Genomic DNA, 15293 nt, shown 5'->3' with positions numbered 1-15293 from the left:
CTTTATCCTATTGTTTTTTCCCCTGTGGGGGTAACATTGCTGACAATATTGCGTCCGGCATCGATGCATACCGCGGTTCCGCTGCGCAAAATGGAAGTCGCACCAACCGCGCCAACGATGACGGGAATATCCAGGGTCAGCCCAACAATGGCTGCATGGGAGTTGATGCCGCCGGTCTCAGTGATGATGCCGGAGGCCTTTTTGAGGAGGTCTAAAATGTTGTTGGAGGTCTGTGGAATTACCAATATATCATTTTGTTTGAAATTATTCAAGGCCTCCTGCTCATTTCGCGCTACGCATAAGGTGCCGACCTGGGAGAGCTTGTTGATACCGGTGCCGGAGACCAGCACATCCCCCACCACGTGGACTTTGAGAAGGTTGGTCGTTCCGGAGATGCCGATGGGCACGCCAGCGGTGATGATCACCAAGTCGCCGTTGCTGATGAGACCCTCCTCCTTGGAACGCTCCACCGCGTGGGCGAACAGGTCATCGGTGTTGTCTTTAAAATCCACCAGCACCGGCACAACGCCCCAAGACATGCTCAGGTGATAATAGGTGCTTTTGCAGGGGGTGCACCCGATGATGGGGATTTTTGGACGGAACCGGCTGCTCATCCGGGCGGTGTGGCCCGACTGGGTGACGGTGATGATGGCCGACGCCCCCAGGTCATATGCGGTGGTACAGGTGGCATGGCTGATGGCATTGGTCACATCCCCGGAGCTGTATTTATCCCGCTCGCTGTAGAAGATGCCCCGGTAGTCGATCTCTCGTTCGGTCCGCTCTGCGATGACCGCCATAGTCTTGACCGCTTCCACCGGGTATTTGCCAGAGGCAGTCTCCCCAGAAAGCATGATACAGCTGGTGCCATCGTAGATGGCGTTGGCCACATCGGTGGCTTCCGCCCGGGTGGGGCGGGGATTCTTGATCATAGAATCCAGCATTTGGGTGGCGGTGATCACCGGTTTCCCGGCGAGATAAGCCTTTTTGGTCAGCTTCTTTTGCAGGATGGGGATTTCCTCCATGGGGATCTCCACCCCCAGATCGCCCCGGGCGATCATCAGGCTATCCGACACTTTGAGGATGCTGTCGATGTTTTCAATCCCCTCGGCGTTTTCGATCTTGGCACAGATCTTCATGGTGCTGCATCCGGCTTTGTCCAGGATGTTCCGGATTTCCATCACATCCTTGGCGCTGCGCACAAAGGATGCGGCCAGGAAATCAAACCCCTGCTCCACCCCGAAGAGGATGTCCTCCCGGTCCCGGTCGCTGACGTAGGGGAGGGAAAGCCGCACGCCGGGGACATTGACCCCCTTGTGGTTGGATACCTCCCCGCCATTGATGACGGTGCAGAGGATGTCAGACCCTTTGACCTCAGACACTTTCAGTTCAATCAAACCGTCATCCAACAGGATACGGGTGCCGGGGGAAACGTCTTTATAAAGCTCCTTATGGGTGATGGCAGCGCGATGGGCGTCACCCAAAATCTCTTCGGCACAGAGGACAAACTGGGAACCAGGGACCAAGGTGGCTTTGCCGTCTTTAAAATCCCGCAGGCGGATTTCCGGCCCTTTGGTATCCAGCATAGTGCCCACCGGGAGGCGGAGTTCTTCCCGGCATTTGCAGACCATCTGGTAGCGGGCCAGATGCTCCTCATGGGTGCCGTGGGAAAAATTGAACCGAGCCACATCCATTCCAGCCAGCATCAATTCTTTGATCTTCTCTTCCGAATCGGTGGCGGGCCCCAAAGTACACACTATTTTTGTTTTACGCATAGATTCACTCTCCAAATTTAGGTTGCCCGTCTGAGCAGACCGCCAGTAAAAAGGCGACACAAACCATAATAACTATAGCGCACCAGGCTGTAAAAATCAATGCCTCCCGCCATTTTCGATGAGAAAAACTGTGAAAAACTGGTGGGACTTGGGCATTTTTTGAAAAAAGGGTGTCGCCCATAGTATGGACAGGAATTCATTCTAAAAGTGGTGGATTTGTAAAATTTTGTTGCAGCCCCTGCGCAAAATACCTTGGAAAACAGTGGAAGGGGAAAACGGAAATGCTACAAAGAAAAAGGGCGGCCGAAGCCGTCCTTTCTGTATAGGGAAAATCCATTTCCATTATTTGGAGAGGGCATCCTCCCGGAACTCGATGGGGAGAAGCTTCCACATGATCACATCGCCGTCTTTGACCACGATGGAATCGGTGGATTCGGTGGTGACAGTGCCGTTGTACAGGAGGCTCCAGACATAAGCGTCATCCGACTGGAGGTTGCCAAAGCCAATGTACTCGCCGGACTCATCGGTTTCAAAGGGAACGGTTTCCCCGTATTCCACAACCGCTTTGGTCAGGTCGCGGACGGTAGGGGCTTCTGCATTTTCCGCCACAGCGGAGCCTTCGAACATAGCCACGCCTTCTTCATCAACGATGGTGAAGATGGTGGTGACCTTCTCACCTGTGGCGCCGCCGTCAAACACAGCGACCTTTTCCTCAGCCTGGGAAGAACTGATGCCCTGGCTGGAGGAAGAGTTACCGCCGTCGTTGCCGCAGCCGGCAAACACAGCGGCCATCACCGTACCGGCCAATAAAACTGCAAAAATCTTTTTCATTGTAATTACCACCTTTTCTCCGGCGAATCAAGATAGATTATAAGCTGGAACCAGGCCCCGCCGGCGAGCCGGACTGAAAATACCATACCGTTTTCCAGCACGTCCAGTATAGCATAGTTTGGTGCCCTGTCAAAGAATAATTTGTGAACTTTTGGTGGCGGTGGGACAATCTGCTGTATAACTGTACTAATACGCACAGTACAGTTTGTGGGATATTCCAAAAATCATTGGAAGCCATTGCCTTTTTTAGATAGGGGTGTTATGCTGTAACTGTACTAATCAAACTAATACGGTTAATACACTTGTTGATACAGCGAGGTGATCCAATTGTTTAAGCTTGACACGCAGAGCAGAACCCCGATTTATGAGCAGCTGAAAGCCCAGATAACCGAATTGGTGGTCATCGGCGCCCTGGAACCTGGAAGCCAGCTCCCCTCGGTGCGGTCCCTTGCCCGGGACTTAGGGGTCAACCCCAACACGGTACAGAAGGCTTACCAGGATTTGGAGCGAGACCAGGTCATCTATTCGGTATCCGGCAAGGGGAGCTTTATCGCCTCCTATGACCGTTCCCGCAGGAAGATTCAGCTCCAGTTTTTGGACCGTCTAAAGCTGGCCGCCCGGGATGTGATGAACAGCGGGACGCCGTTGGAAGAAGCCGTCGAAACGGTGCGGACGGTGTATGAGGAGGGTGTGACACAATGATTGAAGCGAAGAGCCTAGTCAAAAAGTTTGAAGATTACCCGGCCCTGAACGGGTTGACCACCACCATTGAACCCGGTTGGATTTACGGTTTGGTAGGCACCAACGGCTCGGGAAAATCCACCTTTATGCGGACCATCGCCGGGGTGTATCAGCCGGATGAGGGGAGCCTCCAGATCCAGGGGGCGGATGTCTTTGAAAATATCCACGTCAAAGATAAGGTGCTGTTTGTGCCGGATGACATGTTTTTTCTGCCCCAGTCCACTTTGGCGGACATGGCAGCACTTTACCAGGGGATTTACTCCGGCTGGTCCCAGGACAAATACCAGGAGCTGGTCAAACGTTTCCCCATAAGCGACAAGAAAAAGATCAACACCTTCTCCAAAGGGATGAAACGGCAGGCGGCCATCATCCTGGCCATTGCGGCCCAACCGGATTACCTCCTGCTGGATGAGGCGTTTGACGGCTTGGACCCGGTGATCCGGGTGGCGGTCCGCAAGCTGATCGCCGACGAAGTGGCATCCCGGGGCATGTCGGTGCTCATCGCCTCCCACAACCTGCGGGAACTGGAGGACTTCTGTGACCACATCGGCATCCTGCACCAGGGAAAACTCCTACTGGAGCGGGAGCTGGATGACCTGAAAGGGGAGTTCTGCAAGGTACAGGCGGCGTTCAAACCCATGGTGGACATCGACACTTTAAAAGAGAAACTGGAAATCCTCTCCATTGAAATGAACGGAAGTATCGTCAACCTCATTGTCCGGGGCTCCCGGGAGGAGGTCTTGGAGAAGATCAATCACTTCAACCCCCTCATTGCGGACAGCATGCCGCTTTCGCTGGAGGAAGTATTCATCTATGAAATGGAGGCGGTAGGGTATGATTACAACAACATTATCTTCTGATAAAAGCAGGAGTTTCGGCTTTTACAAAGACACATTGCGGCGCCTGAAATCCTTCATTTTGTTCTATGGTGCAGTGGGATTTGTTTTCTTCCCCCTCCAGTACTTGATGGGGGTCCTGCGGGACAATGGCTACTACTTCATGGGCCTTGGGGAGGTGTTCAACGCCATTTCGATGGTGTTTTACGGACCCTTCCTGTGTGTCGTTCCGGTGATCGTCGCCGCCCAAATTTTTGGCTATATGCATTCCAAAAAGGCGGTGGACCTGTACCACGCACTCCCCATCCGGCGGGAGGAACTGCTCCTCTCCAGCTTCGCCGCAGGCTTTACTGCGATCTTGGGACCTCTGGCCCTGAACTATGCCATTGTGATCCTGCTCAAAGCAGTTCGCTTTGGCGGTGGCCAAGAGGTTGGGAAGGTGGTTATCAACTTCCTGTATGCGGCGGTGATCTGCTTTGCCGCCTTGGCCATTGCAGCCTTTGTCTTCACACAGGTTGGCACCAAGTTCGACAGCATCGTCATCACCTTGGGGATGTATGTCATCCTGCCGGCCCTGTACCTGGTCACCATGTTGTTTATGAGTGAGCACCTGTACGGCTTCAATGTGGATCAAAGCATCAATTGGAAGCTGCTTTTGGGCCTTTCCCCCCAGCTGCTGTTTTTTTACCTGTACCAGGGGGATTACCCGTTGTCCTCGGACCCCAATATGCCCACCTTGGCATCGGGGCATGTGACCGCCTTTGTCTGGCTCATCATCGGCATCTTCCTGGCATTGGCTGCCGCTGTTATCTACCGCCGCCGCAAGAGCGAGATGGCCGAGAACACCTCCACCGGTGGTATCCTCAAGGTGTTTATTAAAATTGCTTCCACCTACCTGGCCTCATTGCTGATGGGCTTTATCTTTGAAGGGGTCTTTGGGGTGGGCGGCGATGACTTCAGCATGTTCCTGCTGGGCGTGGTTCTAGGCGCAGTCTTAGTCTACCTCACAGCGGAAGTCATCCTTTCCCGCAGCTTTAAAGCCATCTTCAAATCCCTGCCCATGGCCGCTGGCTTGGCGGTGCTGCTATGCGCCTTCTCCTTTGTCATGCACCAGGGTGGTTTTGGATATGTAACCCGCGTCCCCAAGGTGGAGGATGTGGCTTCGGTCACCATCGACTATCGGGGCGCCTACGGCGAAAATGAGCGGCAGGGTGGAACCGGCAGATATGTGCAGGACGTCACCCTGGAAGGGGAGGAAGCCAAAGCTTTGGTGATCCAGCTGCACCGCCTCTCGGTGGAGGAATACCAGCAGTACAAAGGGGAGGTCCCCGACGACAGCCGGTATTACCGCGGCTACAACTATGTGAATATCTCCTACAAAATGGCCGGCGGCAGCACGATGAACCGCAGCTACAGCAGTAAGAGCCAAGGGTTCTTGGAGTGCCTGGCCCGCCTGGAGGCCAACCAGGAGTTTATCACCAAAACCCACCCAGTCTTCCGAACCCAGTACAAGGATTTGGAGAAGGTTACCCTCACCGGTGCCAGTGGGGTAGGCAACGTGCCTCTCACCTTCTCGGAAGAGGAGATGAACCAGCTGTTCACCTGCATGCAGGAGGATCTGCTGGCCCGCACCTACGACCAGGTGGTCAATGGCAAACCGGCCATCGGCTTCCTCTCCATGGACTATAAGTTTGACAACCGGCATAATGAGTATTATTCTTCGGACCACTCGGGCCGGAACCAGCAGAGCGAATACCCGGAGGAAAATTTCTTCATGGGTGGCCAGCTGACCTTGACTGAGGACTTCACCAACACGGTGGCTTTCTTAAAGGAGAAGGGCTATGGCTCGATGCTGGAGCTGCAAGAGGGCGAAGTGGTCGGTCTGGTGTTCCGCCATCCCATGTATGACGGATACAACAGCGAGGTCATTTCCCTGGTGCGGGACTACAACTTCAATTCCTACAACAGCGGCAACCAGACCTGGAAAGAGGAAAAAGGCTATGTGGTCTATCGGGACGACCCGGGGCTGATCGGGGAGATCCTTCCCAAGCTGCACAGCAGCACCATCAACGGATACCGGTGTGTGCGGGTGGATTATGTGGTCAATGAAAATCTGACCGCCAATGGGGCGATGGAATTCCCCGGCGGCAGCGTCTCCAACCAGGGGGCCTATGGTTACCTTGCGATTGACGACCTGCCGGAGGACGTGCGGGAAGAACTTGCAGAGATCGACTCTGAGGGGATTGAATACGGCCAAACCACCTATCCCCAGGTGGCCGTCGCCACCGAATCGCTGTCGGAAGACCTCGCCGTGCAAGAAGAATAACCAATTGTTTGATGTGATAGAAAAGAGGGTCAAAGATGGAACTGTACTGCCCCCGATTGCCCAAGGTGATCACCCTCACCCAGGGCGTTGCCGGAACAGTGGCTATTATTAGCTTCCTACAGGGATTTTTCGGGGGAAGCCTGGCCGTGTTTCTGGTTTCTCAAGTGTGCCTCCTGCTGGCGGGACTGCTGGCGGTAGACCGCAGGTATTTGGTCTGCATGCTGTTTGACCTGTCGGCCATGGTGTTGCTCTTTGTCCGGTATGCACAGGTGTTTTGCAGCCTGTAATACCCCATTTTATTGCAGCCGATAAAACAGAAAACTCCCCCCGGTGGATGCATCCGCCGGGGGGAGTTGTTGCTTTGCAGGGATCCCTTTCCCCAGCCCATCTGGGAGGGCCGCCGTCACATCAGCGGGGCAAAAATTTTGAGGATAGCCCGGAAGATCCGGCGGGGAAGAGGAGTCATCTGAATCTCTTCATAGGTGACTATTTTGCACTTTTCCAGTGTGGTTTCTATATCCCGGCGGACATCTGCCACCACCGGCGAATAAAAAAAAGCCACCCCACATTCAAAATGGAGGTAAAAACTGCGGTAATCCATGTTGGCTGTGCCCACGATGGCACAGCAATCGTCCGAGACAAACATTTTGGCGTGAATAAACCCGGGGGTATACTCATAAATTTTTACTCCACAGCGCAGAAGGGATTGATAATAGGAGCGTGTCAGTTCGTGGACAAACCATTTGTCTGGGATGTGGGGGGTGAGAATCCGCACGTCAACGCCGCTTTGGGCCGCGGTGGACAAGGCGGTGAACATTTCGTTGTCCAGGATCAAATAAGGGGTTGTGATGTAGACGTAGTCATTGGCCCGGCTGATCATCTGGAGATAGGCGTTCTCGGAGATGTTCATGCTGTCCAGGGGGCTGTCCCCAAAGGGTTGGACAAAGCCGGCCGCGGCGGTACAGGAATGGGTGGGCACATACTGGGAAAAATCCCGCTGCTCCTGGGGGTTGCTGAACTGCCACAGGCTCAGGAACATCAGGGTCAGGTTCCACACCCCATCCCCCTCCAGCCGGACGGCAGTGTCTTTCCAATGACCGTGCTTTTCAAAGGCATTGATGTATTCATCCGCCAAGTTGATACCGCCGCAGAAGCCGATGTTGCCGTCCACCACGCAGATTTTCCGGTGGTCCCGGTAGTTCATCACCATGTTGAGATGGGGGCGGTAAGGGTTGAAAACCGTGACCTGTAGGCCCAGCTCCTTCAAGGTCTGGTCATAGCCGGGGGGCAGGGTCTGGATGCACCCCACATCGTCGTAGAGAAGGAGGACTTCCACCCCTTGGGCGGCTTTTTCCCGCAGGATATTGAGAACGGAATTCCACATCTCCCCCTCCTGGAGGATGAAATATTCCAGCAGGATAAAACGCTGGGCCGACTGCAGGGCCAGCAGCAGGGCGGGCCAGAAATCTTCCCCTAGAGGGTAGTAATCCGCCAGGGTGTTCTTCCACACAGGGAAGCCGGACCCATTTTTCAGGTAGCGGGCCTGCACCCCCAGGGAGGGGGAAACTTCCTCTAGCTCCCCAGCCACCCCGGAATCCACCTGGATCTGCCCGGCGGTGGTGCAGTTAAACTCCACCACCCGTTTTTTCAAGGCCCGGGAAAGGCGCTTAGAGCCGAAAATCAGGTAGAACAGCCCGCCAAAAATGGGCAGGGCGAGAATGGTGATCACCCAAGCCAGCTTGTATGAGGGATTGTCCTCTCGGGAGACCACCCATACCACCAGCAGTAAGCTGATGCACTGGGTCAGCACATATACTGGCAGGGCGTGAACGCTGAGGTAAAGCACCACATAGGAGAGGAGTCCGAGCTGGAGGGCGATCAACAAGGTGACCAGCACAACGCGGCTGGTCAGAAAACGCAGGAGCTTTTTCACCGCGTCATCTCCTTTCCTGGGCGCTGCCCACACTTTTGTAGTGTATGCTATACACAGGGGATTATGGACCTTCCCGCCAACGCCAAAATTTACAAAAAACCCCCTCCAGAAGTTGGCTCCAGAGGGGGGCCCCTACGACTGGCGCAGGGCGATCAGCCGTTCTAGGGAGGCAAGGATAGCCGGGGTGGTGACATCCACCATCAGCCAGCGGCCGCCCATGCCGGATTTGGTGTTTTGATACAGCTGTTGGACATAGGGGTCCAAAGAGGGGAGAAGGAGTTCCGCCTCGTTCTGCTTTTTGTCCCCGATGACCACCATGCAGGAGAAAGATCCCTCCACCGGGTATAGGGTGCAGAGGGCTTTGCCGCTTTTTTTGTATTTTACATTCCACCCCGGGGCCATGGCGCATTTGCTGTATTCCACCTTGGGGGTGACACGGTAGGTCTCTTCCAGGTGGATGAGGAACTTTCCCCATAGGGGAGTGGCCACCGCAGCGGCATCTCCTCCAAAGAGGGCTGCCGGTCGATGGGGTACCGGGTTTTCCAGCCCATAGGTTGTCCCCTTTCTAATTTTGCTGCCGATGGAGCAGGGTGTAATTCCAGGCGTCCCGGCACATTTCGTCGATGCCCCGGCGGGCCTCCCAGTGGAGAATTTCCTTAGCCAGGGAGGCGTCGGCGTAACTGCGGGCGATGTCCCCATCCCGCCGGGGGGCGATGACCCGGGGGATCTTCACCCCGCTGGCCCGCTCAAAAGCGTCGGCCACCTCCAGGACGCTGTACCCCTTGCCGCTTCCCAGGTTGATGGGGTGAGCCCCTGGGTTGTCCTTCAGGTAGTCGAGGGCGCAGATATGGCCCTGTGCCAGGTCGCAGACGTGGATGTAATCCCGGATGCCGGTGCCGTCGGGGGTGTCGTAGTCATCCCCGTAGACTTTGAGGCAGGGCAGTTCCCCCAAAGCCACCTTGGCAATATAAGGGAGCAGGTTGTTGGGGATGCCGTTGGGATCCTCCCCCAACAGCCCGGAGGGGTGGGCGCCTATGGGGTTGAAATACCGCATCAGGGCAATCCGCCAGCGGCTGTCCGAAGCTGCCAAATCGGTGAGAATCTGCTCGATGTACACCTTGGTCATCCCGTAGGGGTTGGTAGAACCCAAGGGGAAGTCCTCCCGGAAAGGGGCGGTGTTGCAGCCAAGGTAATACACCGTGGCCGAGGAGGAGAACACCAGGGAGAAACAGCCGTGGCGTTCCATGGCCCGGCAGAGATTCAGGGTGCCGGTCAGGTTGTTGTGGTAGTAGAGGAGGGGCTTTGCCACCGACTCCCCCACCGCCTTGAGGCCGGCAAAGTGGATCACCGTGTGGATGGCGTTTTCCTGGAAAACCTGCTCCAATTGGCCCTCGTCCAGCAGATCCGCTTGATAAAAGGGGAAGTCCCGGCCGGTCAGGGTGCGGATGGCGTCCAGGACCTCCGGTTTGGAGTTGGAGAAGTTGTCTAGAATGACGATCTCCTCCCCTTGTGCAAGAAGCTGGGCAGCAGTGTGGCTGCCGATATAACCGGCGCCGCCGGTGATGAGAATGGCCATAATGTTCCTTCCTTTCTCGGGGGATAGCAGGGGGTGAAACCTTTGTTCTTAGTATACCGGCGGGATGGGATAATGTCAATTTTTTCCCCAAAAGATTTGAACAGCCTGTTAAAGATAGCCGGTTTCTATTTCAAACGCCGCCAAAAGCGGCTATACTAATGGATATGAGGGAGAAGACAAGGAGGTATTGTATGAATCCTATTACACTGGAGGACATCCAGCAGAACGAAACCATCAAAACTTATATTGTCCGGGCGGATGAGACTTTAATCGCCCTGGGATATACTGAGCACGCTTTTGCCCATGTGACCAAAACTGCCTATGAGGCTTACAGCCTGCTTTTAAAGCTGGGCTACGATGAGCGCACTGCGGAGCTGGCCCGGATTGCCGGGTATCTCCACGACATCGGCAACATGGTCAACCGGGTGGACCACGCCCAATCCGGCGCGCTGATCGCCTTCCAGCTCCTCACCGGCCTTGGAATGCCGCCCCAGGAGATCGCCACCATCGTCACCGCCATCGGCCATCACGACGAGGCCACCGCCGCCCCGGTCAACCCGGTGGCCGCGGCCCTCATTCTGGCCGATAAATGTGATGTGCGCCGTTCCCGGGTCCGCAACCGGGATGTCTCCAGCTTTGACATCCACGACCGGGTAAACTACTCGGTGGTCCGGTCGGAGATGCTCTTTGACCACGAGAAACGCACTCTGACCCTCCTTTTGGAGATTGACACTGAAATCTGCGCAGTGATGGATTACTTTGAAATTTTCCTGAGCCGGATGGTCCTCTGCCGCCAGGCGGCGGAACACCTGGACATCACCTTTAAACTGAACATCAACGGTCAGAGCCTATTGTAACCGGCTCTTTCTGCTCCCCAAAGGCCCACATGCTGCGGTGGTCCATGGCCACAAAAACTCCATAGATGAGAAGGCAGGCCAGCATTACCCCGAGGAACATCACCATCAGGTAGGCCCCGTGGCCAAAGGCGTCAAAAATCCAGACCAAAGGGGTTCCGGGCGGGGCGGAGTAGAGGAACATGTAATTCTCCCCAAAGGTAAAATCCACCAAAAAGGCCAGGGACGCCGGAACCATCAGCACTGCCGGCACCTGCCAGAACTTTTTCAGGCTGGGCCGGAACCCCTGGAACAGAACCATGGCAAGGGGCACAAAGAGCAGCAGGCCGTGCAGGGTCAGGCTTTGCAGGGTCTGGAAATGGAAATAGGGGTAGGTGTCTACAATCCCAACTGGGTAAAGGATGGCCACCACACCGCCTAGGATGCCGGTATAAAAGATAAACTCTTTCAGGCATCCCCAGCCGGTAAAGACCGCCAAGGGGATGAAAAATACCTGGGTGCCGCACAGGTGCAGCGGCAGCAGCTTAACCCAGTTGGTCTCCCCTAAACCTACCATCCAAAGGATGCGGGCAAATTCCACCACCGGGATGGCCAAGGCCGCCAATTTGATGATGCGGTCGTTTTTCTCCCGGGACTGGCCCCGCATATGGGATAGGGCAGCATAAATCAAAAGGCCCACTGTGGCCATGCCGATGAGGTGTTTTATCCCCAAGAAGGGAAAGGCCTCCCCCGGCGGAATGTCCGGCCAAAAGGCAAAAAACTGTTTCATACCAATCATCCTCTCACATAGGGTCGCGGGGGATTGGGCCCAATTGAAAAAATCCCCATGGCTTCCCCCAATCATTGCTAGGGAAGATTGTATCATGCCGCCGTGAATGGATTGTTCCTTTTTTGTGGAAGAACTGTGAATAAAGGGAAAAATGGGTTTCCTCTTTTTGGGGAAACCCATTTTATATTTCCGGCGGGATTTGAAAGGGGAAACCGTGGAGCACAAGGGGAGAAGACGGCTCCTTTGGTGCAGGCAGTCAGAAGATATCCCAAAACAAATGCCCCTGGACAAGCCTTGTCCAGGGGCTGGGGTTGCAGCCAGATTATTTGGGGTCAGAGAAGGCCCGGTGCATCAGCTCCAGCACCCGCTGGCGGGTGACCCGGGTGCGCTCGGTGTCCACGGTGATCACCCCGTCGGCGAACAAGTTGAGGCAATCTCCCTCTTTGGCCCCCTCGGGAAGCCGATCCCGGGGGAGGTTCAGGTTGACTAGCCCGGTCTCGCAGTCCTCACAGACGGCGACATCCCCTTCAAAACGGTCGATGACTGCCTGTTTCATGAAAAGTACCCTCCTTGTGTGTGGGAAATACGCTCCCTTGGGATGTTTTATCAGGCTCCCCTTACGCATCCACCGAGTAGCTCTCCCCGGCGTCGGTGGTCAGGTTGATGGTCTCCCCATCGGTGACCATCTGGATGTTGCCAGACAGGTCGGTGCGGTAAAAGGGGCAGTATTTTTTCAGCCGGGCCACAATCTCCTTGTGGGGGTGGCCGTAGTCGTTGTTTTTGCCCACCGAGATGGTGGCGATTTTGGGGCCCACTGCGTCCAGATACCGCTTGCTGCTGGAGGTGGAACTGCCGTGATGTGGGACACAGTAGACGTCGGCGGACAGGTCTAACTCCATGGAGAGGAGGGTGCTTTCCGACGCGGTCTCTGCATCGCCGGAGAAGAGGAATTCCGCATCCCCATAGGTCAGGCGGCAAACCACCGAGGTGTTGTTCAGGTCATTGTATTCCCGCCGCGGGCCCAAAATGGTCAGCACTGCGCCGCCGCCCAAGCTGTATTGGGTGTCGGGGACGGCAGTGGTGACGGTCATCCCTTTGTCCAAGACAGCCTCCAGCAGGTCGGTGTAGGTTTTGGTGGTGGGGACAATCTTCTCCGGGATGGGGGAGAGGATGACCTGCTTCACCGGCATGGCTTTTATCACCGTATCCAGCCCGCCGATGTGGTCGGAGTGGGCATGGGTGCCAATGGCCATATCCAGGGATTGTACCCCCTGGGATTTTAAGTAGGCGAGGACTTCGTCCCCTTTGTCGTTCTCCCCGGCGTCGATGAGCACGTTTTTGGAAGGCCCTTTGATGAGGATGGACTCCCCCTGGCCCACGTCGATGATATGGACTTCCAACGTTTCCCCCAAAAGCTCCGGCAGGGGCGTATCAGAGGAGGGGGAGGATTCCCCGCCCTGGGGCAGCTGGGAAGATGAGGAGGAGAGGTTCTCCATCCCATAGCTGCCCGCTGCCTCCAGAACCTCCTCCCAGGTGGGCACCATGGGGAGGTTCAAAGAAAATTCGCTGTTTACTGTGACCAGCAGGGCGGCGGCCGCCGCCAGGGAGGCCGCCCAAATTTTGCGCATGGTCCGCTTTTTGAAAAATCGGTTCCGTCTTGCCATCTGTTATCGATCCTTTACCCGTTTGGATGTGTGCTTTCCCGCAGGTTTTTTCCCGGCCCGCTTCCTACCTGCTTTGGAAGGGGAAACAGCCCTTGTGCGGGGGGCGGTTTCGCTTTTCGCCCGCCGGTAGGCGATGTACTCTCGGTCCGGGGGGACCAGGCAGTCCTTGCCGGTGCCGATGAGATCTTCCCGCCCGATTTTGATCAGGGCTTCGATGATGATCCGCCGGTTTTCCGGTTTGTAGTATTGAAGCAGCGCCCGCTGGAACCGCTTTTCCTCCATGGTGCGGGGGACGTAGACTGGCTCCATGGTCAGCGGGTTGATGCCGGTGAAGAACATACAGGTGGAGACGGTGCCCGGAGTGGGGTAGAAGTCCTGCACCTGCTCGGGGCGCATGTTGTTTTTCTTGAGGAAGAGGGCCAGTTCCAGGGCGTCCTTGACGGTGCTGCCGGGGTGGGAGCTCATCAAATAGGGTACCAAGTACTGCTCTTTGCCCACCTCTTGGGTGATCTTATAGAATTTCTTTACAAACCGCTCGTACACCTGGATAGGGGGCTTGCCCATCATCTCCAGCACGTTGTTGCTGCAATGCTCCGGCGCAACCTTCAGCTGGCCGCTGATGTGGTGCTCGATCAGCTCCCGCATAAAGTCGTCATTTTTGTCCTTCATGATGTAGTCAAACCGCAGCCCGGAGCGGACAAACACCTTTTTTACCCCCTTGATCTTCCGCAGCTTTTGCAGAAGGTCGATGTATTCGGTGTGGTCCACAATCAGGTTGGGGCAGGGGTTGGTGCCCAGGCATTTGCGGTTTTTGCACAGGCCGTACTTCAGCTGTTTGTCGCAGGAGGGCCGCCGGAAATTGGCGGTGGGGCCGCCCACGTCATGGATATACCCCTTGAATCGGGGGTTGGAGAGGAAGCTTTTCGCCTCTTTGAGGATGGACTCCTCACTGCGGCAGGTCACCTGCCGCCCCTGGTGGAAGGCGATGGAGCAGAAATTGCAGTGCCCAAAGCAGCCCCGGTTGTGCATGATGGAGAACTCCACCTCTTCAATGGCTTTGACCCCTCCCTGGGCTTCATAAATAGGGTGGTACATCCGCTGGAAGGGGAGGTCGAACACCTGGTCCAGTTCTTCCTGATTCAACGGTTCCATAGGGGGATTTTGGACCAGGTACCGCTCGTCCTGCTTCTGGACGACAGTCTTGCCGTAGACATGGTCATGCTCGTCCAGCTGCTGGCGGCAGGCCCGGGCATGGGCCTCCTTGTCCACGCTGACCCGGTGGAAGGAAGCGCAGGTCACCGCGTCCTGGGGCAGCTCAAACTGCTGGCAGAGGTAACAGGTCCCCCGGATATCCCGAATGGCTTTGGGGTCCTCCCCCAGGGCCAGGCGGCGGGCGATCTCCGCAGTCTGTTTTTCCCCCATGCCGTAGATGAGCAGGTCGGCCTTGGAGTCGATAAGGATGGAAGGCCGCACTGCATCATCCCAGTAATCGTAATGGGCAAACCGGCGCAAAGATGCCTCCAATCCCCCGATGACGATGGGGATATCCGGGTAGATCTCCCGGATTTTGTTGCAGTAGGTGATAAGGGAGCGGTCGGGCCGCCGCCCTGCCACGTTGCCAGGGGAATAGGAGTCGTCGTGGCGTTTGCGCTTGGCGGCGGTGTAGTTGTTGACCATGGAATCGATGTTGCCGCCGTTGACAAAAAAGCCCAGCCGGGGCCGGCCAAATTTGGTGAAATCCCGGTCGGACTTCCAATCGGGCTGGGCGAGCACCGCCACTTTATATCCGAGGGCTTCCAGCTCCCGGGAGACGATGGCCATCCCGAAGCTGGGGTGGTCCACATAGGCGTCCCCGGTGACGCAGACAATGTCCACCTGCTCCCAGCCCAGGGCGCGGGTCTCCTCCGGGGAGATGGGTAAAAATCCAGCCATGTTGTTCTCCTTTATTTTCAAACAAATGTTCCAATTTTCGTTCTTTACCCTTAATTATA

At 55.9% G+C, this 15293-nt stretch carries 14 protein-coding genes; 5 read left to right on the top strand and 9 right to left on the bottom strand.

Going from position 1 to position 15293, the window contains the following annotated elements; all coding sequences use genetic code 11:
• Positions 1-2: 2 nt before the first annotated feature.
• Both pyk and RDQ42_RS01310 read right to left on the bottom strand, forming a co-directional pair.
• Positions 3-1772, bottom strand: a complete 1770-nt coding sequence (gene pyk / locus RDQ42_RS01315) for a pyruvate kinase (protein ID WP_071427998.1) — start codon at positions 1770-1772, stop codon at positions 3-5.
• A 342-nt stretch (positions 1773-2114) separates the two neighbouring features.
• Positions 2115-2603 (bottom strand): hypothetical protein, encoded by a 489-nt coding sequence (locus RDQ42_RS01310; RefSeq protein ID WP_054331768.1) that lies wholly within the window; start codon positions 2601-2603, stop codon positions 2115-2117.
• A 318-nt stretch (positions 2604-2921) separates the two neighbouring features.
• On the opposite strand from RDQ42_RS01310, the gene RDQ42_RS01305 reads away from it, so the two are divergent.
• From RDQ42_RS01305 to RDQ42_RS01290, 4 genes are read left to right on the top strand one after another with little or no spacing between them, the layout of a single operon-like run.
• Positions 2922-3305, top strand: coding sequence for a GntR family transcriptional regulator (locus RDQ42_RS01305; protein WP_369949061.1), 384 nt, complete (start codon positions 2922-2924; stop codon positions 3303-3305).
• Positions 3302-4204, top strand: coding sequence for an ABC transporter ATP-binding protein (locus tag RDQ42_RS01300; RefSeq protein WP_054331770.1), 903 nt, complete (start codon positions 3302-3304; stop codon positions 4202-4204). The genes RDQ42_RS01305 and RDQ42_RS01300 overlap by 4 nt, the downstream gene beginning before the upstream one ends.
• Positions 4179-6506: a DUF6449 domain-containing protein gene (locus tag RDQ42_RS01295; RefSeq protein WP_308588130.1), complete on the top strand. Its 2328-nt coding sequence runs from the start codon at positions 4179-4181 to the stop codon at positions 6504-6506. The genes RDQ42_RS01300 and RDQ42_RS01295 overlap by 26 nt, the downstream gene beginning before the upstream one ends.
• Before the next feature lie 35 nt (positions 6507-6541).
• Positions 6542-6793 (top strand): hypothetical protein, encoded by a 252-nt coding sequence (locus RDQ42_RS01290; protein WP_071428004.1) that lies wholly within the window; start codon positions 6542-6544, stop codon positions 6791-6793.
• A gap of 116 nt (positions 6794-6909) precedes the next feature.
• Here the strand turns inward: RDQ42_RS01290 and cls are convergent, their stop codons facing one another.
• From cls to galE, 3 genes are all read right to left on the bottom strand, one after another.
• On the bottom strand, positions 6910-8439 hold the full coding sequence (gene cls / locus RDQ42_RS01285; protein ID WP_308588128.1) for a cardiolipin synthase: 1530 nt from the start codon (positions 8437-8439) through the stop codon (positions 6910-6912).
• A 132-nt stretch (positions 8440-8571) separates the two neighbouring features.
• On the bottom strand, positions 8572-8928 hold the full coding sequence (locus tag RDQ42_RS01280; protein WP_231358173.1) for a DUF3788 domain-containing protein: 357 nt from the start codon (positions 8926-8928) through the stop codon (positions 8572-8574).
• Positions 8929-9004: 76 nt separating this feature from the next.
• Positions 9005-10015, bottom strand: coding sequence for a UDP-glucose 4-epimerase GalE (gene galE, locus RDQ42_RS01275; RefSeq protein ID WP_054331774.1), 1011 nt, complete (start codon positions 10013-10015; stop codon positions 9005-9007).
• A 191-nt stretch (positions 10016-10206) separates the two neighbouring features.
• Between galE and RDQ42_RS01270 the strand changes: the two genes are divergently transcribed.
• Positions 10207-10872, top strand: a complete 666-nt coding sequence (locus RDQ42_RS01270) for an HD domain-containing protein (RefSeq protein ID WP_054331775.1) — start codon at positions 10207-10209, stop codon at positions 10870-10872.
• Here the strand turns inward: RDQ42_RS01270 and RDQ42_RS01265 are convergent.
• The 4 genes from RDQ42_RS01265 to RDQ42_RS01250 form a co-directional block, all read right to left on the bottom strand.
• Positions 10850-11638 carry a TIGR02206 family membrane protein gene (locus tag RDQ42_RS01265; RefSeq protein ID WP_161802854.1) on the bottom strand — a complete coding sequence of 263 codons (789 nt, stop codon included), beginning with the start codon at positions 11636-11638 and terminating at the stop codon, positions 10850-10852. The two genes, RDQ42_RS01270 and RDQ42_RS01265, sit on opposite strands and share 23 nt — an antisense overlap.
• 322 nt (positions 11639-11960) lie before the next feature.
• Complete coding sequence (locus tag RDQ42_RS01260) at positions 11961-12194, bottom strand: DUF3006 domain-containing protein (RefSeq protein WP_054331777.1); 234 nt, start codon at positions 12192-12194, stop codon at positions 11961-11963.
• 61 nt (positions 12195-12255) lie between these two features.
• The gene (locus RDQ42_RS01255) at positions 12256-13302 is read right to left on the bottom strand and encodes a ComEC/Rec2 family competence protein (RefSeq protein WP_308588126.1); all 1047 of its coding nucleotides are present in this window, start codon (positions 13300-13302) and stop codon (positions 12256-12258) included.
• 3 nt (positions 13303-13305) lie between these two features.
• Positions 13306-15234 (bottom strand): YgiQ family radical SAM protein, encoded by a 1929-nt coding sequence (locus RDQ42_RS01250; RefSeq protein ID WP_231358175.1) that lies wholly within the window; start codon positions 15232-15234, stop codon positions 13306-13308.
• Positions 15235-15293: the final 59 nt, after the last annotated feature.

The sequence above is a fragment of the uncultured Merdimmobilis sp. genome (genome assembly GCF_902471145.1).
Lineage (GTDB): Bacteria > Bacillota > Clostridia > Oscillospirales > Ruminococcaceae > Merdimmobilis > Merdimmobilis hominis.
Note: the sequence above shows the minus strand (reverse complement) of the source record. Positions and strands in the feature narration are given on the sequence as shown.